Raw genomic sequence first — 22,464 nt, 5'->3', positions numbered from 1 at the left:
GAAAAAAAAGCGAGTGTTGGTTATGCCACACTCGCTTTTTTATTATTTGAGTACTTAGATTTTGTAGCGCCTAGTTAAGATAGTGATTTAAGCCATACATAAAGCCAAAGAACACTGCGATAGCGACAGAAAACGCGATGATGTAATAAAACCCTCGCTTACCTTGTTCAAGTGTCCAGCCATTTACTCTTAGGTACTGCCACCAGACTAAACTTAGTAATAGTGGAATTAGAAAAAAGAACTTAACCATTAAAATAGACCTTCCTCTTCTTCAATCATGTCTTTTTCTTCATCTATGGTTTGGGGTTCAAACTCATCGACGTATTTGGTCGGCTCGGTACCTTTAATAAAGTATTCGAATCGAGTTGTGTGGTCCGTTTTGCGAGACAATAAGCCGGTTTTTCTGTCAATTCTTACGGATATGACACCTTCTGGGATCTCACGATAGGTTAACGGTACCTTATCTTTATAATCCTGCATAAAGCGAACCCAAGCTGGGAGTGCTGTTACTGCACCTGCTTCTGCCCCTGTCTCTTGTTCTGCATCGGTGAGGTTGCTGTTAAAGCTGGTACGTCCCAAAGGTCTACCTGGTGCATCAAACCCTACCCAAGTAGTTGCTGCAATGTGGGCATTAAAGCCAGAGAACCAAGTATCAATGGATTGGTTGGTCGTACCCGTTTTACCACTAAAATCACGGCGTTTAAGGACTTGAGCTCGCCAAGCAGTGCCATTCCAGCCATTGCCTCTAGCCCAATTACCGCCACCCCAAATCGTAGAGTTCATCGCGTCTGTGATCAAAAACGCATTTTGTTCACTGATAACTCGGGGAGCAGGTAGCTCAAATTTGACCGGGTTGTCACTGTTTAAAGGTAGAGTGTTTAAAGATTGATTGTCCAATTCTTTCTGTTCGAGATTGGCAACTAAGCGAGTGGTTTGGAAAACCTTATTACCCGCAGTATCTTCAACATAATCGATTAGTTGAGGCTCGACTAAAAATCCGCCGTTGGCAAAAGTGCTCATTCCTCTAACCACAGAAAGGGGAGTAAGAGAAGCAGAACCCAATGACAATGACTCATTTGCAGGTAAGTTATTTTTGTCAAAGCCAAAGCGAGTTAAATAATCAATCGTAGCGTCGATTCCTAGGGTACGCATTACCCTTACCGCCATAACGTTTTTTGATTCAGCAAGACCCCTTCTAACCCGAGTAGGACCGTTGTACGTCTCAGGTGAATTTTTCGGTCGCCAAACCATATTGCGTTCCCATTTAGTAATAGGAGCATCATTGACTAGCGTGGCGAGAGTCATACCATTTTCAATAGCGCCAGAATACACAAATGGCTTAACGTTTGAACCGATTTGACGTTCGGCCTGGATAACGCGATTGTATTGGTTGTAGGCAAAGTCATAACCACCGACCAATGCTAAGATATCGCCATTTTGAGGATTCATTGCAACGAGAGAACCGCTGACAATAGGACGTTGAGAAAGTTTAAAACTACCATCTGATTGAGGCTTCAACCAGATAAACGCGCCTTCTTTTAATATGTCATGTGCTGTTTGTGGCGGTGGGCCTTGCTTATCATCGTCAATGTAAGGTCTTGCCCATTTCAAACCATCCCAATGAACAACATCAAATACTTTGCCTTTGCGTTGAACATAAATACTTTCGTCGGTCACATTGGTAACAACAGCAGGAGTGAGCTCACCATAGTCCCTAATCTTTTTGAGATAGTCCTCAATTTTGTCCATATCCCAACTCAACGAGTTGACATCGGTTGCGTCTGCTTTTTCTATGTCCCATAAATAGCGTGAAGGCCCTCTGTAGCCGTGACGTTCATCATAGGCATGTAGGTTTTCTCTGACTGCCTGACGAGCAGCGACTTGCGCGTCCGCGTCTATGGTTGTGTAGACTTTGAATCCAGAGGTATAGGCTTGTTCTTCACCGAACTTTTCAATCATTTCAAGCCGAACTTGCTCTGCTACATAAGGTGCTGATGCAGTTATTTTTGCACCGTGGAACTTAGCCGTTACTGGGGCTGCTTTTGCTTCTTCATAAGTAGCTTGGTCAATGGCACCCACTGCTAACATTCGACCTAAAACAACATTGCGTCGAAATTTGGCGCGCTCTGGGTTTCTGATCGGGTTATAGCGTGACGGTGCTTTTGGTAGGCCAGCTAACATAGCTAGCTGCGGCAAGTTAAGCTCGCCAATGTCTTTTCCGTAATACACTTGGGCGGCAGCACCAATACCGTAGGCGCGATTGCCAAATGGGATCTTGTTGAGATAAAGAGTTAATATTTCCTCTTTTGTCATGATTTGTTCGATGTGTAGGGCAATATACGCTTCTTTGATTTTACGCATCCAACGTTTGTCGAGTGATAAAAAGACGTTTCTAGCCAACTGCATGGTAATGGTACTGGCGCCCTGCGCTTTGGTTCCGGTTGACACTACTACCACAACCGAACGGATAAGACCGATGGGATCAATACCAAAATGCTCATAAAAACGAGAGTCTTCGGTAGCAATAATTGCGTCTTTTAGTTGCTGAGGGATTTCGGAATATAAAACTGGATTTCGTCGCTTTTCACCAAACTGAGAGATGAGTTGGCCGTCTGCAGTGTAGACTTTCATTGGGATTTGGAAGCGAACATCTCGAATAGACTCCTCGGATGGCAAGTCATCTTTAACGTATAAATAAAACGCCAATACCACTGTTAGTGCTATTAACGCTCCAAAAATCATTAACTTCCCTAATTTTTTGAGCCAACCCATTGAATAAACCTAGAAAAAATTTGTGGATGAGGATAATGTAGGTAGTATAACCGGAACAGGATTAGAGAAAAGGCTTTTTATTGATCAAAAAAAAGTCTAATCTTGCGACAATAGGACAAATAACAGGCAGCTCAGTAACTTGACATGTTAGCAGATACAATCAGGAAGTTTTTTACAAAAAGTATCCCATACATGGTAGGGATTGATATAGGTTCGCATTCGATAAAGGCCGTATTGTTATCAGAACAGCATGGTGTATATCGAGTTGAAGAAGCCTTAATCGAACTCATGCCAAAAGGGATGATCAAAGACAGCGAAATTCAGGACATCGAAGCTGTCGCTCGTGTCATTAATAAAATTCGTAAACGCATTCCAAAACAGGTAAAACACGCCGCAGTAGCAATCTCAGGCGCGAGTGTCATTACCAAAGTTATCTATATGGACGTGTCATTGTCTGACGCCGAATTAGAAAGCCAAATTGAAATTGAAGCGGATACACTCATTCCATACCCTCTTGATGAAGTCAGTTTAGACTTCGAAAAGCTCACTGTTAACAAAGCCGATCCTTCAAAGGTCGATGTATTATTGAGTGCGGCGCGGACAGAAAATATTGAAGCGCGTTCTCACGCTGTTATCGAGGGCGGTTTTGAACCTAAAGTTTTGGACGTCGAAAGTTACGCTCTAAGCCGAGCTGGGCAATTGTGCGTAGGCCAACTTCCTGACGATGCAAACGAAAAAGTCGTCGCTTTTGTCGATATAGGTGCACAAATTACCTTACTGAGCATTGTCCAGGGTGAACGTTCGTTATATACACGAGACCAGATGTTTGGCGGTGAACAGTTTACCAACTCAATAGTTTCGTACTACGGCCGTTCGTTTGATGAATCAGAACGAGCCAAAGTAAATGGCGACCTTCCACCTAATTACACTTTTGAAGTACTCGCTCCTTTCCAAACGGCTTTACTACAACAAATTCGTCGTTCTATTCAGATGTTTTTAAACACCAGTGAAAAAGACAACGTCGACTACATTGTGTTGTCAGGTGGCACCTCATTGATTGCCGGTTTGGACAGATTGTTAATTGACGAGCTTGGTATTCATACAGTCATTGCCAAACCATTTGCTGAACTAGAGATCGCAGCCGAATTGGATTCGGAAGAAATTGAGGCATTCCAGCCGCAGTTAATGATTGCAACAGGACTTGCATTAAGGAGTTTCTCAGAATGCCATATATAAATCTTTTGCCATGGCGTGAGACGGCTCGAAAAGAACGCCAACAGCAATTTCTAGCCATCCTAGGGGTGATATCAGGATTGGTGGTCTTTTTGGTGTTTTTGTTAAACATGTATTACTCAGAGCGACTAGCGGGTCAGGAATACCGCAACAACTATTTGCGCAGTGAGATTTCGATTTTGGATCAAAGGATCCGAGAGATCCGTAACTTAAACAAAACCAAAGATGATTTGAATCAACGCATCGAACTCATCGAGCTCTTACAAGAAAGTCGTAATTTAGGTACTCAAATCTTCAATGAAATTGCACGGGTAGTCCCAGCAGGTATCTATTTGACCAAAGTAGAGAAGAAAGGCTCTGGTTTATTGATCAACGGCAAGAGTGAGTCAAATAACCGGTTATCGAACATGATGAGAGAAATTGAACGTTCTGAGTTACTCGAAGGGGCTGATCTAGACTCCATCGTTTCTGCAGAACGCGAAGACCAATTATTGTCAGACTTCTCTATGACTATTGCGGTAAAAGGCTACATCCCTGAACAAAAGCAGGGAGGTAAATCAAAATGAAGCTAGATAAACTGAACTTTGATTTTTCTGAATTTGATATCAACGATATCGATTTTGAGAATATGGGCTCATGGCCCAAACCTGCCAAAGTCGCGATGGCGTTATTCGTTGCAATCGCGGTTGCGATTGCCAGTTATATGCTTTTAGTGAGCTCGAAAGTTGATGCTCTTAAATCAGCCGAAGCAGAAGAGTTGCAGCTCAAGAGTACCTATCGCGTTAAGTATGGTGCCGCGGTTAACTTAGACTCTTACAAAAAACAAATGCAAGACATGGAAGAAAAGTTCTCTTTACTTCTCAAACGTCTGCCAACCTCTCATGAGACTCCGGGCTTATTAGACGACATCACTTATGTCGGTACCACTTCAGGACTAACCTTTATAAAAATTAACTGGCTACCTGAAGTTGAAAAGCAATTTTATACTGAGTTACCTATTCAAATAGAAGTATTGGGCGATTATCACGAGTTTGGTCAATTTGTGAGTCAAGTTGCGGCATTACCTCGAATTGTTACGTTACACGACTTCTCGGTTAGCGAAGACAGAGGAAAACGCTTGCGTTTAAATGTTGTCGCTAAAACATATCGATACAAAGAAGGAGCAAAATAATGCGAATTCTTTTGGTCTTAGTAATGTCGGTATTAACGACGGCGTGTTATGACGACGTAACCGATTTACAACAATACATGAATCAAGTTAAGTCAGGGACTCCGGTTAAGATCGAACCAATCCCAGCAGTAAATGAGTTTGAGCACATTGAATATTCTATGACTTCTCCGCGGAGCCCGTTTGATCTTCCGTCTCCAGAAATCATCCAAGAAAGTTACGAACCCGCTCAAAACTGTCTAGCACCAGATCCAAGACGCAGAAAAGAACCACTTGAAAAATTTGCGTTGGATAATTTAAGTATGCGAGGTACTCTAGGTACAAACCAAGAAGTTTGGGCTTTGATACAAGCATCAGACGGCTCTTTACACCGAGTCACGGAAGGGAATTACGTGGGCTTGTACCACGGTCGCATCACTGCGGTTACTGATAACCGAGTTACTGTCGTAGAATTGATACCAGATGGCGCTGGTTGTTGGAAGGAACGAGACGCCACGGTCAAGCTAGCGGACAGCGCGGCTGATGAATAAAACTAATAAGAATATGGATTACAAAACACAATGAAAAGTAACGTTATGTTTTATAGATTGTTGACGGCATGCTTTGCGCTATTTATGACCTTTTCTGCGGTGTCAGTTCCGTTACTCTACGATGTGCGCTATACCCCCATTGTAAAAGGCGAGACTGAATTAGAGTTCGTGTTTGACGAAGCATTGTATTCAGACCCAAGTATTCAAGTTTTTAACGAACCTTCGCGTATTGAATTGTACTTTGAAGAGACGGATTTCGAAGAAAGCCTCGGCAAAGTTTTAATCGACAAAGAAGGCGTACTCAACATCGAGACAAAACACCGTGACAAAGGTGTTTTGGTTACTATTTTATTGGATCAGCTAAAGCTTTATAAAAGCCGTGTCGAAGGCAATAAGTTTTACATCCGCGTGTCTGACAACCCAAGTATCGAACCATCAAATCAACAAGACGTTAATGTTGATTTGATCAACCGTGTTCAAGCCCTTGATTTCCGTCGTGGCGACCAAGTAAATGGTGCTGTTGAGGGGCGAGTTTTAGTATTCTTGAGAGATAACATGGCCGCGGTTGATGTTACCTCTAAAAACAACCAGATCTTCATTCAGTTCCACAACACTGACATCCTAGATGAGCTGTTATATAAAATGGACGTTACTGACTTTGGCACTGTTGTCAAAGGACTAGAGACGTTTCAAACGGCAAGTTCTTCACAGTTAGTTATTGATGTTGAAGGTGAGTTTGAGTACGACTTCCAACAGTTAGATAATATTTTCACCCTGTCAGTGAACAAAGCTCCAGAGGAGCAAGGTGTACTAGCCGGTGGTACTGAATACCAGGGCCAGCCTATTTCACTAAACTTCCAAGACTTACCAATTCGTACTGTTTTGCAAATCATTGCAGACCTAAACGGTTTTAACTTGGTTGTCTCGGATACGGTAACGGGTACATTAACTCTTCGTTTAAATGGCGTACCTTGGGACCAAGCACTTGAAATTGTGTTGCGAACCAAAGGTCTAGACAAACGAATGGAAGGCAATGTTTTACTTGTTGCGCCTTCTGATGAATTAGCGGCTCGTGAAGCACGAGAACTAGAAGCGAAGAAAAAAGTAGAAGAGTTTGAAGTATTAGTCTCTGAGTTTATTCAGATCAACTATGCCAAAGCCGCTGAAATTGCCGCCTTGCTTAAATCAGATGGCACATCGATTTTGACCCCTCGTGGTCAAGTTTCGGTTGATGAGCGCACTAATACGTTACTTGTTAAAGATACTGCAACAGGAATCGAAACCGTTAAGAAGGCCGTTAAGACCCTCGATATCCCAATCAAACAAGTTTTGATTGAAGCGCGTATGGTTACAATTAGAGACAATATCGACGAGCAATTAGGTATTCGCTGGGGTGTGTCAGGTAACAGCCTAGATGGTACAAATCAACAAACTGGCGTATCAGGCTCACTTGATGGCGCAAGTAGTATTCGTCAAGGCAACATAGGCAGCGATGCTGGCCCTCGTTTAAACGTAAACCTACCCGTCGCGAGTCCTGCCGGTAGCATTGCCGTACAGATTGCTCGATTGGCAGATGGTACACTACTGGACTTAGAGCTATCGGCACTAGAACGTGAAAACAAAGGTGAAATCGTAGCAACACCGAGAATTACTGCATCAAACCAGCAAACTTCAAGTATCGAACAAGGTACTGAAATTCCATATGTACAAGCTGCAAGTAGTGGTGCTACGTCGGTTTCGTTCAAAAAAGCGGTATTGAGTTTAGAAGTAACGCCTCAAATTACTCCGGATAACAGTGTTATCTTGGATTTGAATATTACTCAAAACGCACGTGGTGATACGGTTTCTACACCGACTGGTCCTGCAGTGGCAATCGATACGCAACAATTGAAGACTCAAGTAACGGCGCGTAATGGTGAAACCATAGTATTAGGTGGTATCTACCAGCAACAAGTCATTAATAGTGTGAGTAAAGTTCCACTATTAGGAGATCTTCCATTCATCGGCCGTGCGTTTAGAACCGATACTTCATTTAATGAGAAACGTGAACTTCTAATTTTCGTAACACCAAAAATCGTCACAGACTCGATGTAAAAATGAACGAGTAGTAAGCTTTTCTTGCAATTTATCTACTTTTTTTGCGATAATTCGCGCCTTATTTTTTGGGCGCGAATCATTGTGCCTGGGCTTGTTGTTAACACTAAACTGTATTTGAATTAGGTAATATGGCTGAAAAACGTAACATCTTCTTAGTAGGTCCCATGGGCGCAGGTAAAAGCACAATTGGCAGACATCTTGCCGATCAGTTGCATTTACAATTTGTCGACTCGGATCAGGAAATTGAACGTCGTACAGGTGCTGATATCGCTTGGGTATTTGATATCGAAGGTGAAGATGGTTTCCGTAAACGCGAAGAGTCAGTAATTACTGACCTTACAGAAAAGCAAGGTATTGTATTGGCAACAGGCGGTGGTTCTGTTGTTAGCAAAGAGATCAGAAACCGCTTGTCGGCACGTGGTATTGTCGTTTATTTAGAAACTCCAATCGAAAAGCAAGTTGCTCGTACACAACGTGACAAACGTCGCCCATTATTGCAAACTGAAGAGCCAGCGCGTGATGTATTGGTTCGTTTAGCAGAAGAGCGCAATCCGCTGTACGAAGAAGTCGCTGACATTGTAGTTAAGACTGATGAGCAAAGTGCTCGTGTTGTCGCAAACGAGATTATTAGTAAATTAGATTTTTAAGATAAGGAGCTGTGAATGAAAAGCCTTGAAGTTAATTTAGGTGATCACAGCTACCCCATCTATATAGAAAAAGACGGCAATAGTTTGTCGTCTTTTTTGTGTCCGCATATCAAGGGGCAACGCGTCGTTGTCATCAGCAACACTACCGTTTTGCCCATTTTTAAATCTCAGATCGCTCTCGCTTTAACTGACTTTGACGTTAGTTATTATGAGATGGCCGATGGCGAAGCCAATAAAACCCTAGAGACCTATCACGATATTATGACGTTTTTACTAGAGCAGGGTGCTGCTCGTGATGTCACTCTGATCGCCCTAGGTGGAGGTGTTGTTGGTGATATTTGTGGGTTTGTTGCTGCGACGTTTATGCGTGGTGTGAACTTCATTCAAGTTCCTACTACTCTTTTGTCTCAAGTTGATTCGTCAGTTGGTGGTAAAACGGCAGTGAACCATCCACTTGGCAAAAATATGATAGGCGCATTTTATCAACCACAAGCTGTGTTTATCAGTATGAACTCCTTGAAGACCCTTCCAAAAAGAGAGTTTGCCGCAGGTATGGCCGAAGTGATCAAGTACGGTATTTTAGCTGATAGAGATTTATTCGAATATCTTGAGAACAATATCGCAGCGATACAACAAATGGATGACGATGTAATGGCTTACATCATTCATCGTTGTTGCGAGATAAAAGCCGAAATTGTAGCTGAAGACGAAAAAGAGCAGGGACGAAGAGCTTTATTAAATCTAGGTCACACATTTGGACATGCGATAGAAGCTGAGCAAGGATATGGCAACTGGTTGCACGGTGAAGCAGTAGCAGCGGGGATGGTTCAAGCTTGTCAGTTAGCAAGGCTTAGAGGTTGGATTAACGAAAGTGATGTCTCACGGGTTATCACTCTATTAAACGCATTTGATTTACCAACATCGGGTCCAGATTCTATGTCATGTGATGATTATATTAAACACATGAAAAAAGATAAGAAAGTCAAAGCCAGTACAATCAGATTTATATTGCCGAAACAGCTTGGCCAAGCGATACTGGTGTCAGACGTAACCGAATCAGAACTTCAAACTATTTTGTAATGACTGTGAGCGCGAACAACGGATTTTTCATACCCAAGTCGAGACTTGATTTTTTAGAGTCGCTAATAGAGCAGACGACGCAATCTTGCATGCTTGCCATTGACGGTACGACTGGAGTAGGTAAGACGACCGTATTAGAAGAATTACTAACGGCTTGTTTGCCAGAAGCAAATAAATGTTATTTAACCGCCGCTGCATCATTAAACGAAATTCAAATACGAAGCCGGATCATAGAGCAATTGTTTGGCAATGTACTCTACGATCCAGAGAAGTCGCTACTAAATACATTTCTAGAATTTAATCACCAAACTCCCCTGTTAGTCGCAATTGATAACGGTCACTTCTTGCCTGGCCAAATCATAGGTGAATTACTGCAAGTGGTTGCAGAGCTCAAAAAGCGCGGTTATCACATGGTGGTTTTAGTTACTTTTGACAAAGCCCAATCTAAGACCCTCGCGTCCATAGACTCTGCGTTAATCAGTCACTATACGGTTCCTACATTATCTTATAACGAGAGTTATCAACTGCTAACACGTTATTTTGACGATGTACCAAGTTCTAACAATGTTAAGGTTAAGCGTTGGATAGAAAGCGCGAACGGAATTCCTATTCAATTGCTGGCGTATGACCAAGCCAATCAATCTGGTCTAGGGCAAATCCCTCCCTTGAACCTGAAGTTGTGGGGGGCGGTTTTAGTTGTAGTCAGTCTATTGTTTGCGCTTGGCAATTACTTTTATCGTACGAGCAACACAGACCCAAACTCTGGTCCTACGGCAATTACGGAATTAGTTAATAAAGCAAAAGACAGCGTAACCGCTAAGACTTGGTCTAAGCCGGAAGTGCAAAAGCAAATTGAATTACAGCCGAAAAAAGTAAATGTCGCCTCAGCAGCAGATATTTTTGACGTGATTTATGGTGCAGAGCAAAACCAGCTCACGGCTGAACAGGCAGAGATGACGCCCATCGAGGCTGAAACTCCCACCTTCGCTGAAAAAAAGGGCCAGGAAGTGACCATTACTGGAGAATCCCTTGAAGAGATTGAACAAAAAGCATTTGATGAATCGGTCGTAGAAACCAAAGAGCAGTCATCTTCAACAGACGTCGAAGAAGTACCAGTTCAGGACATAGGCCCTGAGCCTGAAGTGAAAGATACGTCAGTGCAAAACATCATCCCAAGTGTTGCTGGATATAATATCGACAATCAAGCCTTGATGGCTTTGCCTAGTGACAAATACGTCTTACAATTAACGGCAGTCAGCACTGAATCTATTTTAGAGCAGTACTTAAACAGTAAGCGCCTTGATGGAGAGTTAACCAGAATATACAAAATTAAGCGAAATAACTCAGATTGGTGGGTTGTCACTTATGGCGTATTTGATTCTATTAGCGCAGCGCGCGAAACCGCAAAAACTGTCGATAACAATGCTTGGGCAAAGTCTGTCTCAGTCATTCAACAACAAATCGCCGTTTATCAACAAACACTAAGCCAGTAATTGAGCATTAAATGAAGAAAAAAACACGGGCCTTTTTAAAATGGGCCGGCGGAAAATATGGCTTAGTTGAACAGATCAACGCACGACTTCCAGAGGGCAAGAAGCTGATAGAGCCTTTTGTTGGAGCGGGCTCAGTATTTTTAAATAGCGACTACGACAGCTATTTACTCAATGACGTTAATCCTGATTTAATTGCTCTGTATAAATTTGTAAAAGCCAGACCCGTATCGTTTGTAAAAGACGCCAAAAAGCTTTTTGTTAACAAGAACAACGACAAAGTTGCGTATTATGGTTTGCGACAAGAGTTTAATGACTCAGATGATCCATATTATCGCTCGTTGTTGTTTTTGTACCTTAATCGTCACGGTTATAATGGCTTGTGCCGTTACAACTTAAAGGGCGGCTTTAATGTGCCGTTTGGCGATTATTCCAAACCATATTTTCCAGAAGACGAAATTTTCGCTTTTTCACAAAAAGCCAAAAAAGCTAAGTTTGTCTGCGAGGATTATAAAAAGACTTTTTCACGGGCTCGAAAAGGTTCGGTTATATACTGTGATCCGCCTTATGCACCACTGTCAGATACCGCTAACTTCACAAGTTATGCGACGGGTGGATTTGATGCGAATGAACAAGCAAAACTAGCTAACATAGCTGAACGAGCTGCCTACAAGCGTGGTATCCCTGTTTTGATCAGTAACCACGATACCGAATTAACCCGAAAATTATACGACCGTAGTGAACAGTCGTTTGTAAGAGTAAGTCGAAGCATCAGCCAAAACGGCGCGAATCGCCAGAAGGTCGGAGAAATTTTCGCCTTTTATGAGCCATACAAGCTGCCTTTACAAAAGAAAAAACTCAAAGGCTAGAGACTTTGTATTCTGGAGTTTAGGCTAAGACGATTTGGACGATTGTTACTAGCAGTAATACTAAGCCAATGGCTAGGATGACGCCTGCTAATAAAAAGGGGAAAGGAGTGTCAGACTCGAAGTCTTGTTTGTGATTTTCGGATTTTTGAACACCGAAAAATGCGGCCGCGGCACTTTTAAACGCTTGAATGATACTCAACGCTTATCCTTTTATATGCTTAAGTTGGAACCCTTATCTCTAAAGTCTCGGTGGTCACCTTTGTCTCTTTTTACAAACTCAATAAGGTCAAAAAGGTGAAATTGCCTGAACTCAAAGTCCAGCATTTTTTGCCACCATGTCATGGGCTGGTTTGCTGATGTTTGGCATTGTTTTAGTGCTTCATTTTTTGGGCACTGCTCAGCGCTTGCGCTAATGACAAGTGTGAACGCAACAAACGTTACCAACAAAATGGGTTTGAAAGTCTTGAATATAAGCATAAGACTTTAGACCTCTCCATGACATCCAGTGTTAAGCATAATCGGAAATAACTACTTTACCTGATTTCTGCGGTCAATTGCGACTTTTGGTCGTTTAAAATACAAAAAGTTCAAAAAAAAACTGTGCTATTATCGCCAATAATGATTCTTAATAGGTTTTTTCGATGAAGTTACCTAAGTTGCAACAGCTAAAATACCTTGTTGCCTTACATGATACCGGCCATTTTGGCCAAGCCGCCAAAAAATGTTTTGTGTCGCAATCGACCTTATCTAGTGCTATTCAGTCACTTGAAGAGCAGTTGGACTCACAACTTATAGAGCGTGATCACAAAACGTTTGTATTTACCTCTCTTGGCTTGGATGTCGTTGAAAAGTCACGACAGATCATTGAGTTGAGTGCCGACCTAGTTGCGACCTCCAGTTCCGGCGGCGACGAATTTGTCGGTGAGTTACACGTGGGAATAATCCCGACCATTGCGCCATTTGTGTTAACCGAGCTGATCAAGAAGATGCAAATGGACTGTCCACAGTTACAACTGTACGTAAGAGAGGATACCAGTGATAACTGTCTTTCGTTGCTTCGTGATGGTCAGTTAGATATTGTTTTGTTAGCCACTCCTTACGATACCCACGAATTTGTAAAGCTAGATATTGCGTCGGACCGTTTTCATCGTGTATTTCATCCAGAAAATAAAGAACCACGAACGTATTTATTAGAAAGCGAACACTGTTTATCCGAGCATGCAATTAATGGTTGTCACCTTACTGATGATCACAATATTCACCCATTTCACGCATCTAGTTTAAGTTCTCTGTTGGCAATGGTCGAAGGGCACAAAGGTGAAACATATCTTCCTACGTTGGCATTAAACTCGGGGGTACTTAAAGGTTCATCATTACAGGCTGAAAGTATGACCAATCCAGACGCAGCCAGAGAGTTGAGCTTAGTCTGGCGTAAAACCAGTCATCGTAGAAGCTTTTATCTGGCGGTGTCTGAATTGTTTAAAACCGTTATTGAAACTAAATTAGCGGCCGATTAAGCATTCTGTACCAACTCCTAGACTTAGGTACACCGCTAAGCTCAATAATGTTTTCTATACATAACAGTGGGAAATGATTCCCACTTAAATAAGGAGAATGTTATGTATAAAGGCACACTTTTAGTTATACGAATTATTTTGGCGATGGCTTTTGCAAGCACAGTTACAGCAGAAGCTAAGACAACGAGTTCTGTATCGCTATTACCTGTAGCTTTGATGTCCGCAACGGACTCAGTCGAAACGGCAACGTCAGAAGATTTGTCGATACTCAATCAGCAAATTGATATCAATAAAGCGACCGAGTCAGAATGGATAAGCATCAAAGGCGTTGGTCCTAAAAAAGCCAAAGCCATTTTAGAGTACAAAACTTTGATAGGTGGCTTTAAATCAATTGATGACTTATTAGGTGTCAGGGGTATTGGTGAAAAAGCATTAGCAAAGATGCGACCTATGCTGAAGGTTTAGGCCAGCCAATAAAAAAAGGTAATTGCCAAACTGACGATTACCTTTTTTAAAGAAGTTATTTAGCTTAGTTACTTAACCATTCACTTATTCAGTCGCGTGAAGCACATCCATTTGTTCGTCAGCCCAGTTTAAAGCTTCAGTATACAAAGCTGGAATTTCAACGGCTTGTAGGTTGAGTTCTTTTTCTAAGTTTGATTCTTGGCTCCAATTGCCTCGTTCAAACGCTTTGGCCAAGCTTAAAAATTCCGCTAACTTACCTTCGTTATTGATCAGTGCCTGTTTTATTTCTGCTGCGAGTGGCAGTTGCTCCATCACTTTTTCAATGGATTCATCAAGGATAGCGTCAATTAGTGACATCATGCCGGTTAAAAAGGCTTTACCAATGTCTTGGCTACCCTCAGCAATTGCAAGTTGCTCACAGAAACGGGCGCGAATCATCGACATTTTTAATAACTCATCCGGCTTTGAGTCTCCTACTTGCGCAGAGAATAATAGCGACAAAAACTTTTTTAGCTCCAAATGGCCCAACGAAATGATCGCTTGTTTTATTGTGGCAATTTCGGACACTCGATTAAATGCCGCTGAATTTGCATAGCGCAGTAACTTATATGACAAGTTAATATCACGTTCGAAAATCTGCGTTATCTTAGGTAAATTAACGTCTTCATTTGAAGTTTCGTAAAGTAGCTCGGCCAGGGTCATTTGTGCAGGCGATAGGTTTTTGGTTTTAACCATTTCAGGCTTTGAAAAGAAGAACCCCTGAAAGTATTTAAAGCCCAGAGACTTACACCATTCAAACTCTTCGAGGGTTTCAACTTTTTCTGCTAATAGTGCGATTTTAGGATAACTGGCCAAGTCTTTCACAATAACCTCAACTTGATCGCGCTCAGTTTCTCTAAGATCAACTTTAATCAGGTCGATATATGGGAAAAAGTGACGCCATACAGGTTTGTGTTCATAGTCATCTAGGGCCAGTGTGTAGCCAAGCTCTTTGAGTTTTTGAACTTCGGCGAGCAATCGTTTCCCTGGTTGAACCGTCTCCAATATTTCTACGACTAATGATTCTGGTGCCATCATTGTCGGATACTTTTTGACGATGGTGTCGAGGGTAAAGTTAATAAATGCAGGTTTGTTATCCGTAAGATCTTGCAAGCCAAAGTTAATTTGGGCGCCTTCGACAATTCGTGAAGTTGCAAGGTCGCCATCTATTTCTGGGAATACATTATCGACGCCGTCTCTAAACAATAATTCGTAAGCGTAGAGTTCTTTTTCGACATTCAAAATCGGTTGGCGCGCGGCATAAAAATACATATAACGTTGTCTTTAAACAGTGGTTCCATTTCTTGATTGTAATCATAGCCCTTTTTAAACAAAAATCATACGACAGCGGGTGAGTTTGAGGCAGATAATCGATGTGTTTTTATTGAGTGCTTAAATAAAAGCTTTTTAAAAATACATTGAATTTAATAAGAAAATTTCATATTAGTTTACAAATTCCAACTATACTTAGCTGGAATTTTGATTTTAGATAAAGAAATGGTGACGCCGACCGATATTAATGGTCACACGTCGTCTCTAGACAGTTCTGTTTTGGTACGCAGCTTTGTCTCCATGAAGTCTTATTTTAAACGTATAGGTTTACGGTAATGTTGAATTTTTTTAAGTCTGCCATTCCAGATGGTCACACAACAGTTAGCATCAAAGAGTTAACAGAATTAAAGGAAAAAGCAGCGGCATATGATGCTGTTGAGTATTCCGGCGCACTTGCTCTTGCAGAACAAATTTTTTCTAATGCGCAAAAAGTAAATACAACGGCTCAGCACAAGTTGGAAACCGTTCAAGTTGGTTTGGATGAAGTCACTGGTTTTATCAATCAAAGTTCAGAAATTGAAGTTAATTCATCAAGCTCTAAACAGAGCGCTGACGAAACATTCCAAATGAGTCAGGATTCGATCGCCCAATTAGCGAGTTTGGTTTCTAATATTAAAAGTTCAGCGACTTTTATTTCTGAATTTACCCAGCTTCTTTCTTCATTGGATGAAAACAGCAAAAACATCGATCACCTTGTAGAAGCAATCAAAGGTATTGCCGAACAAACTAACTTGCTGGCATTGAATGCGGCGATTGAGGCTGCGCGAGCTGGTGAGCACGGTAGAGGATTCGCCGTTGTTGCTGACGAAGTACGTTCACTTGCGAATACGGCAAATAGCTCTGCGGATCAAATCCAAACAGAAATGAAGAAAATTATGGACATTTCTTCGTCAATTATCACAAAGCAGTCTGAAGTTGAAAGCTTAATGGATACATCGGTATCAATTGCAGATGACACGACTGAAAAGCTAAGTGCCCTGGCAGAATTAGCTGAAACGAGTAAGTCATCAGTAGAGCAAACCATTACAATGGTCCAGCATCAATTGTCGAACTCAGCAGATATTTTGGCTCATCTAGACCAAATTAAAGATGAGACAGAAAAAGCAATTGATGGTTCATCAAAAAATATGGATCTGGCTCGTCAGTTAATCAACGAGCTAAACCGCTAGTTTTATTTCTATACATCAAAACGTTAAGCCAGCCTAAGCTGGCTTTTTTATAAAAACTTTATATGGACGTCTAAACATCTAGATGTTGACATTGTTTTTTTCTGACGTACTCTTAATACAACACCAAATATTAGGTCGATTTGATTTATGCACAACGCATAAGGCCATTAGAATGAGATGCACGTCGTGATAGATAATTTCCAACAAGACAAAACAGAGTTAATCGAAGAACGCCTAAAAGCTCAGGTGTTGACCCTTGATGGAGCGATGGGAACTATGATTCAACGCCTTAAACTAGAGGAAAAAGACTTTAGGGGCGAACAACTTCAAGACTGGCACGTTTTACTCAAAGGAAATAACGACCTACTAACACTCACTCAACCAGACATAATCAAAGATATTTATCGGGCCTACCTCGAGGTCGGAGCCGATATTATTGAGACCAATTCCTTTAATGCGACCGAAACATCAATGGCTGATTACGAATTGGAGCACCTTGCCCAAGACATTAACTATCACGCAGCCAGACTTGCAAGAGAAGCATGTGATGAATTTAGTACACCTGAGAAACCAAGATTTGTTGCTGGTGTGTTAGGTCCAACAGCCAAAACAACGTCTATGTCACCTGACGTAAATGACCCGGGTTATAGAGCGATTGACTTTGATACGTTAGTTAATGATTACTATCATTCAGCACGAGCTTTATTAGCAGGTGGCGCCGACATTTTATTGGTTGAAACGGTTTTTGACACCTTAAACGCTAAGGCTGCCTTGTTTGCTATTCAAACTTTATTTGATGATCTCAACCGCAAGTGGCCAGTGATGATAAGCGGCACTATCACAGATGCATCAGGGCGCACTTTATCGGGCCAGACTACAGAGGCCTTTTACACTTCGATTGCCCACGTTGAGCCTCTCGCAGTAGGACTGAACTGTGCACTTGGGCCAGATATGCTAAGACCCTATGTTCAAGCCCTTGCAGAGATTGCTGAATGTCACGTATCGGTCCACCCAAACGCAGGTTTACCCAATGAGATGGGAGAATATGACCTGACGCCAGAGATCATGGCTGAGCAAATGCAAGAGTGGTTTGATGAAGGTTGGATAAACATCGTCGGCGGCTGTTGTGGTACCACTCCAGCACACATCGCAGCGTTACATACTATTGCTGAGCAAGCCACGCCACGAACGCCGAAAGCAAAAGACACTGAATTGCGTTTATCGGGATTAGAAATATTTAGGTTACAGGGGTAAATGATGTCTGATGTATTTAGTCGTTTCATTAACGTCGGCGAACGAACCAATGTAACGGGCTCTGCAATTTTTAAAAAGCTGATCTTAAATAACGATTACGAGGCAGCCATTGAAGTTGCTCGTCAGCAAGTTGAAAATGGTGCTCAAATCATTGATATCAACATGGATGAAGCCATGTTGGACTCCGAAAAAGCAATGAAGACCTTTTGTAATCTCATTGCTGCAGAACCTGATATCGCCAAAGTACCGATTATGCTCGACAGCTCTAAATGGAGTGTGATTGAAGCGGGACTAAAGTGTGTACAGGGCAAAGCGATCGTTAACTCTATCTCGTTAAAAGAGGGCGAAGAAGAGTTCTTGAGGCAAGCTAAGCTCGTCAAAAAGTATGGTGCAGCGACCGTTGTTATGGCTTTTGATGAACATGGTCAGGCCGAAACTCGAGAGCAAAAGTTTGCTATTTGTAAACGTGCATATGATCTTTTAGTTCAGCAGGTTGGGTTTGCTCCACAAGATATTATTTTTGATCCTAATATATTCGCGGTCGCCACGGGGATAGAAGAGCATAACGATTATGCCGTTGCCTTTATTGATGCTGTCAAAGATATAAAAACTCACTTACCTCACGCTAAAGTCTCTGGTGGTTTGAGCAATGTCTCTTTTTCTTTTAGAGGTAATAATCCAGTTCGTGAGGCAATGCATTCGGTATTTTTATATCACGCCATAAGAGCCGGACTAGATATGGCCATTGTCAACGCCGGTCAATTAACCGTATACGACGACATTCCTGCAGAGCTAAAAGAGGCGGTCGAAGATGTCATTTTAAATCGCGACCCCGACGCGACTGAGCGACTATTAGATATTGCACCTAACTACCTTTCTGATACCAAACAAGAAAGTAAAAAGGACTTAGCTTGGCGACAAGAAACGGTAGAAAAACGACTTGAAATTGCGCTAGTAAAAGGAATAACTGAGTTTATCGAGCAAGATGTCGAAGAGGCGAGGCAACAGTACGACCAGCCTTTATCTATCATTGAAGGACCTTTGATGGATGGGATGAATGTTGTAGGTGATTTGTTTGGCGCCGGTAAAATGTTTTTACCTCAAGTGGTAAAGTCCGCCCGGGTGATGAAACAGGCAGTGGCTTATCTCAATCCATTTATCGAAGCGCTAAAAACTTCCTCTTCCAGCAAGGGCAAAGTTTTGATGGCCACGGTTAAGGGCGATGTACATGATATTGGTAAAAACATCGTCGGTGTTGTACTTCAATGCAATAACTACGAAGTCATTGACCTTGGCGTTATGGTACCTGCCGAGACTATTTTAGAGACCGCCAAAAAAGAACAGGTCGATATTATTGGTTTGTCCGGTTTGATCACGCCATCACTTGATGAAATGGTCCATGTCGCCAAAGAAATGACTCGCCAAGGGCTTGATTTACCTTTGTTAATTGGAGGTGCGACAACGTCCAAAACCCATACCGCGATTAAAATTGACCCTCATTATTCGCATCCAGTTGTTTATGTTCCTAATGCCAGTCGAGCCGTATCAGTCGTTAGTAATTTGTTAAGCTCGTCATTGCGTACTGGCTTTGTCGAACAAGTACAACAAGACTACGAGCGGGCGAAGGCACAACACGCTCGCAAGCATCAGGCTAACTCTTTACTCAGTTTTGCTCAGGCCCGTGAAAACCGATTTAAGCGCGATGATTGGGCTACTCAGGTAACTCGACCCAAACAACTTGGGATTCAAGTTCTTGACCAAATAGACTTAAACCAGCTGCGTGATTATATCGATTGGACTCCGTTCTTTTTGACCTGGCAGTTACACGGTAAATACCCACAGATCCTAAATCACACCGTTGTTGGTGAACAGGCTAAACAGTTATTTGAAGATGCAAATACGCTGTTAGACGAGATCATTGCGCAAAACTCTATTTCGGCAAAAGCGGTCTTTGGATTGTTTGCGGCTAACAGCTTTGACGAATCAATTGAGGTATATCCCAATGAGCAATCCTCAAATCAGGGTGCCGAGCCACTTGAAACACTGCACTGTTTGCGTCAGCAAATCAAAACGCGTAACAACACACCTAACTTTAGCTTGTCGGATTTTGTTGCACCCAAAGACTCAGGCGTTACCGATTATATTGGAGCGTTTGCGGTTTCAGCCGGGTTTGGTGCCGACGAGCTTGCTGAGAAGTTCCTTGAAAAACACGATGATTATCAAAACATCATGGTCAAAGCTGTCGCCGACCGTTTGGCAGAAGCGTTGGCAGAGTTTCTTCACGAAAAGATCAGAACTGAATTTTGGGGATACGCGCCGGATGAGTCATTAACTAACGAAGAGTTAATTCGTGAAAAATACAGAGGCATTAGGCCAGCACCTGGTTACGCTGCTTGTCCAGAGCACAGTGAAAAACAAAAGTTATGGCAGCTGCTCGATGTCGAGAACAACATTGGTATGACCCTTACTGAAAGCTATGCAATGTGGCCGAGTGCGTCGGTATCGGGTTGGTATTTTGCGCATCCAGACAGTCGGTATTTTGCGGTAGGGCAACTTGGTGATGATCAGTTGGCACATTATGCAGAGCTTAAAGGATGGAGCCTTGAGCAGGCAGAAACAATGTTAGCGCCGAATAGACAGTAACACCAAAGTTGTTAAGTCGGCGTTAAACTGATTTTTCTTTTTGTTTAAATGGCAGTCGAGTCTCACACTCTTTAATGTACATTGAGTTGTGTTGACACTCTCGCAAACAAAAATCTTCTACCGCTTGATGAAACGGATCTAAAAACAGCTGGTGGTAACTTCTTGTTATGACAGGCTGAAATCCTCTAGGAATTTTGTGCTCGCCCTGTGTTCCGGGGTTAAACACGGACAAGCCCATCTCAATCGCAAGCTCGATACCTTGGTAATAACACGCTTCAAAATGCAATGCGTCGAATTCGACAGACCCTGATTCACTGTCTTGTCTCGGCGTAAACTCTCGTCCCCAGTAACGTCCATACAAATGACTGTTATCGATAAAGTACAGGGCTCCAGCAACCATTCTGCCGTTTAACTGACAGACTAATAGCCTTACATGGTCAGACAAAGAGTCAAAAACGTGATCAAAAAACGCCCGAGTTAAATAACCTTCTTGGCCGCGTTTGTAATAAGTATTGTGATAAAACTGGTAAAATAGCGCTCGTTCTTCTTCGCTGATCTCGTGGCCACGTCGCCACTCGCATTTGAAACCGGCACTCTCGACTTTGAGCCTTTCCTTTTTGATCATCTTTCTTTTGCGTGCAGTCATGCTCGCTAGATAATCTTCAAAATCATGATAAGGCTGCTGAGTTTCTGGGTGTGTATTAAACCAATGAAATTGACAGCCTTGCCGTTCAATCTGATCAGCTTGTTTATTAAAGTTGTCTTGTGGAAACAACAAGTGCGCACCGGTAATTCCAGAATGCTCAGTAATCTGACAGATCTGCTGCCAAGCCTGTTGCTCGGTTAATGTTGAGTTAGTTAGCCATTTAGTGGCAGGCACTGGCGTAAATGGAATTGCACTCAACAACTTAGGGTAATAGTTAATACCATGGCGGTGGTAAGCGTCTGCCCATGACCAATCAAACACATACTCGCCATAAGAATGGGATTTTAAATAACAGATAAATAAGCCCAATTCCTGCCCTTGTTCATACAAAAAATAGCAAGGTGACCAGCCTGTCTGTGTACCTACACACTGGTGGCGTTCAAGGCCATCTAAAAATTCAAAAGTAATGAAAGGGCAGGTCGGTTCTGCAAACAGTACTTTTCTTTGTGAAGGGCTGAGTTGTGACAAGTTAGTCAGTATCTGCCACTGCGATTGCAGTGATTCGGGAATCGTGAGTGAGGAGGCGGAATTAAGGCTTAGAGTCACAGTCTTTTCTCGATGCGGATTTATCCAAAAGTATTCAAAGTTAAGGTAATGGAAATACGCGTTTAATCAGGTATTATTGACCATTACACCGAATTCACATTGATAATTCTACTCACAAAGCTCAAATTAGGCGCAACGTAATGCAATTAGAAGTACAAAAAAGACCCACTTTGTCGGCATTCCAATGGATTAAACGCGGCTGGCGTGTGTTTACACTAAACCCATCTGTTTTTATGGGAATGGCTGGGATCATGTTACTGGTCGCTGTATTGGGAATGGTGATTCCACTGTTTAATTTTGTCGCGTTTCTTTTAACTCCTTTTTTATCAGCGGGCTTTTTTCAAGTTGCTTCTCAAGTAGAGCAAGAAAACAACGTAGAACTAGGCGATTTGTTCCAATATTTTAATCGTTTTAAAGAATATCGAATCTTTTTTAGTGTTGCCGCTGTGACGATTTTACTCAATATTCCAGCTTCGATTTTGGCGACTGAAATCGTGCAACAAGCAGCTGAGCAAATCCCGCCGTCAATGTCCGATTTGATTGTTATTTCGGTATTGATGTTAGTTAACTTTATGCTAACTGCGTTTTTAGTTCAATCAGCCTGGGTGGCACCAAAATCTTCTGTCATTGATTTGTTAAAGATGAGTTTTAAAGCATGTTGGGTTAATGGCTTGCCTTTGACGGTTTATGGCTTGGTCAGCATGATGATACTGGTTGTGTCTTTTCCGATATTGATCATTGGTTGGGTAATTGGATATGCAGTTTTAACGCTAATGTTCCTGCAGGCGTTTTTGGACATTTACCGCCCGGTACAGAATGACAGTTTTGACACAGACTTTGATTCAGAACAATCAATCGATAAAAATGAACATCAAAATTCAGAAAATAGGCTAGACGGCGAGTAGTT

Annotated in this window: 20 protein-coding genes; 15 read left to right on the top strand and 5 right to left on the bottom strand. The window is 42.1% G+C overall.

Annotation, left to right across the window (positions count from 1 at the left end; genetic code table 11):
* Window positions 1-70: 70 nt before the first annotated feature.
* Complete coding sequence (locus J1N51_RS07275) at window positions 71-250, bottom strand: hypothetical protein (protein ID WP_208833256.1); 180 nt, start codon at window positions 248-250, stop codon at window positions 71-73.
* Window positions 250-2,772 (bottom strand): penicillin-binding protein 1A, encoded by a 2,523-nt coding sequence (locus J1N51_RS07270; RefSeq protein ID WP_208833255.1) that lies wholly within the window; start codon window positions 2,770-2,772, stop codon window positions 250-252. Before J1N51_RS07270 ends, J1N51_RS07275 begins: the two co-directional genes overlap by 1 nt.
* Before the next feature lie 144 nt (window positions 2,773-2,916).
* On the opposite strand from J1N51_RS07270, the gene J1N51_RS07265 reads away from it, so the two are divergent.
* From J1N51_RS07265 to J1N51_RS07225, 9 genes are all read left to right on the top strand, one after another.
* Window positions 2,917-4,008 carry a pilus assembly protein PilM gene (locus J1N51_RS07265; protein WP_208833254.1) on the top strand — a complete coding sequence of 364 codons (1,092 nt, stop codon included), beginning with the start codon at window positions 2,917-2,919 and terminating at the stop codon, window positions 4,006-4,008.
* Complete coding sequence (locus tag J1N51_RS07260) at window positions 3,996-4,571, top strand: PilN domain-containing protein (RefSeq protein WP_208833253.1); 576 nt, start codon at window positions 3,996-3,998, stop codon at window positions 4,569-4,571. The genes J1N51_RS07265 and J1N51_RS07260 overlap by 13 nt, the downstream gene beginning before the upstream one ends.
* Window positions 4,572-4,582: 11 nt before the next feature.
* Complete coding sequence (locus J1N51_RS07255; protein ID WP_408635896.1) at window positions 4,583-5,176, top strand: type IV pilus inner membrane component PilO; 594 nt, start codon at window positions 4,583-4,585, stop codon at window positions 5,174-5,176.
* Window positions 5,176-5,703, top strand: coding sequence for a pilus assembly protein PilP (locus tag J1N51_RS07250; protein ID WP_208833251.1), 528 nt, complete (start codon window positions 5,176-5,178; stop codon window positions 5,701-5,703). Before J1N51_RS07255 ends, J1N51_RS07250 begins: the two co-directional genes overlap by 1 nt.
* A gap of 30 nt (window positions 5,704-5,733) precedes the next feature.
* The gene (locus tag J1N51_RS07245) at window positions 5,734-7,797 is read left to right on the top strand and encodes a type IV pilus secretin PilQ (protein WP_208833250.1); all 2,064 of its coding nucleotides are present in this window, start codon (window positions 5,734-5,736) and stop codon (window positions 7,795-7,797) included.
* A 131-nt stretch (window positions 7,798-7,928) separates the two neighbouring features.
* Entirely contained in the window at window positions 7,929-8,447 is a 519-nt protein-coding gene (gene aroK / locus J1N51_RS07240) for a shikimate kinase AroK (RefSeq protein WP_208833249.1), read from the top strand.
* Between the two features lie 15 nt (window positions 8,448-8,462).
* The gene (aroB, locus tag J1N51_RS07235) at window positions 8,463-9,527 is read left to right on the top strand and encodes a 3-dehydroquinate synthase (RefSeq protein ID WP_208833248.1); all 1,065 of its coding nucleotides are present in this window, start codon (window positions 8,463-8,465) and stop codon (window positions 9,525-9,527) included.
* A gap of 89 nt (window positions 9,528-9,616) precedes the next feature.
* Window positions 9,617-11,020, top strand: coding sequence for an AAA family ATPase (locus J1N51_RS07230; RefSeq protein ID WP_208833247.1), 1,404 nt, complete (start codon window positions 9,617-9,619; stop codon window positions 11,018-11,020).
* An 11-nt stretch (window positions 11,021-11,031) separates the two neighbouring features.
* Window positions 11,032-11,886: a Dam family site-specific DNA-(adenine-N6)-methyltransferase gene (locus tag J1N51_RS07225; RefSeq protein ID WP_208833246.1), complete on the top strand. Its 855-nt coding sequence runs from the start codon at window positions 11,032-11,034 to the stop codon at window positions 11,884-11,886.
* Between the two features lie 19 nt (window positions 11,887-11,905).
* On the opposite strand, the gene J1N51_RS07220 is transcribed toward J1N51_RS07225, so the two are convergent.
* Window positions 11,906-12,085, bottom strand: coding sequence for a DUF2970 domain-containing protein (locus J1N51_RS07220; RefSeq protein WP_232842883.1), 180 nt, complete (start codon window positions 12,083-12,085; stop codon window positions 11,906-11,908).
* 442 nt (window positions 12,086-12,527) lie between these two features.
* Here J1N51_RS07220 and J1N51_RS07215 point away from each other — a divergent pair, with 442 nt between their 5' ends.
* Together J1N51_RS07215 and J1N51_RS07210 are read left to right on the top strand one after the other, a co-directional pair.
* Window positions 12,528-13,403, top strand: coding sequence for a LysR family transcriptional regulator (locus J1N51_RS07215; protein WP_208833245.1), 876 nt, complete (start codon window positions 12,528-12,530; stop codon window positions 13,401-13,403).
* A 102-nt stretch (window positions 13,404-13,505) separates the two neighbouring features.
* Window positions 13,506-13,868, top strand: coding sequence for a ComEA family DNA-binding protein (locus J1N51_RS07210; RefSeq protein WP_208833244.1), 363 nt, complete (start codon window positions 13,506-13,508; stop codon window positions 13,866-13,868).
* An 84-nt stretch (window positions 13,869-13,952) separates the two neighbouring features.
* Here J1N51_RS07210 and J1N51_RS07205 read toward each other — a convergent pair whose 3' ends face one another.
* On the bottom strand, window positions 13,953-15,179 hold the full coding sequence (locus J1N51_RS07205) for an EAL and HDOD domain-containing protein (RefSeq protein WP_208833243.1): 1,227 nt from the start codon (window positions 15,177-15,179) through the stop codon (window positions 13,953-13,955).
* 335 nt (window positions 15,180-15,514) lie between these two features.
* On the opposite strand from J1N51_RS07205, the gene J1N51_RS07200 reads away from it, so the two are divergent.
* From J1N51_RS07200 to metH, 3 genes are all read left to right on the top strand, one after another.
* A complete protein-coding gene (locus J1N51_RS07200; RefSeq protein ID WP_208833242.1) occupies window positions 15,515-16,408 on the top strand; it encodes a methyl-accepting chemotaxis protein in 894 nt (297 codons plus the stop codon).
* Between the two features lie 186 nt (window positions 16,409-16,594).
* Window positions 16,595-17,662 carry a homocysteine S-methyltransferase family protein gene (locus J1N51_RS07195; protein ID WP_232842882.1) on the top strand — a complete coding sequence of 356 codons (1,068 nt, stop codon included), beginning with the start codon at window positions 16,595-16,597 and terminating at the stop codon, window positions 17,660-17,662.
* 3 nt (window positions 17,663-17,665) lie between these two features.
* Window positions 17,666-20,305, top strand: coding sequence for a methionine synthase (gene metH / locus J1N51_RS07190; RefSeq protein ID WP_208833240.1), 2,640 nt, complete (start codon window positions 17,666-17,668; stop codon window positions 20,303-20,305).
* Window positions 20,306-20,327: 22 nt separating this feature from the next.
* Here metH and J1N51_RS07185 read toward each other — a convergent pair whose 3' ends face one another.
* Window positions 20,328-21,557 (bottom strand): GNAT family N-acetyltransferase, encoded by a 1,230-nt coding sequence (locus tag J1N51_RS07185; RefSeq protein ID WP_208833239.1) that lies wholly within the window; start codon window positions 21,555-21,557, stop codon window positions 20,328-20,330.
* Between the two features lie 140 nt (window positions 21,558-21,697).
* On the opposite strand from J1N51_RS07185, the gene J1N51_RS07180 reads away from it, so the two are divergent.
* Window positions 21,698-22,462, top strand: coding sequence for a hypothetical protein (locus J1N51_RS07180; RefSeq protein WP_208833238.1), 765 nt, complete (start codon window positions 21,698-21,700; stop codon window positions 22,460-22,462).
* Window positions 22,463-22,464 lie beyond the last annotated feature (2 nt).

This window comes from Psychrosphaera ytuae, assembly GCF_017638545.1.
Lineage (GTDB): Bacteria > Pseudomonadota > Gammaproteobacteria > Enterobacterales > Alteromonadaceae > Psychrosphaera > Psychrosphaera ytuae.
This window is presented reverse-complemented; position numbering and strand designations above follow the sequence as displayed.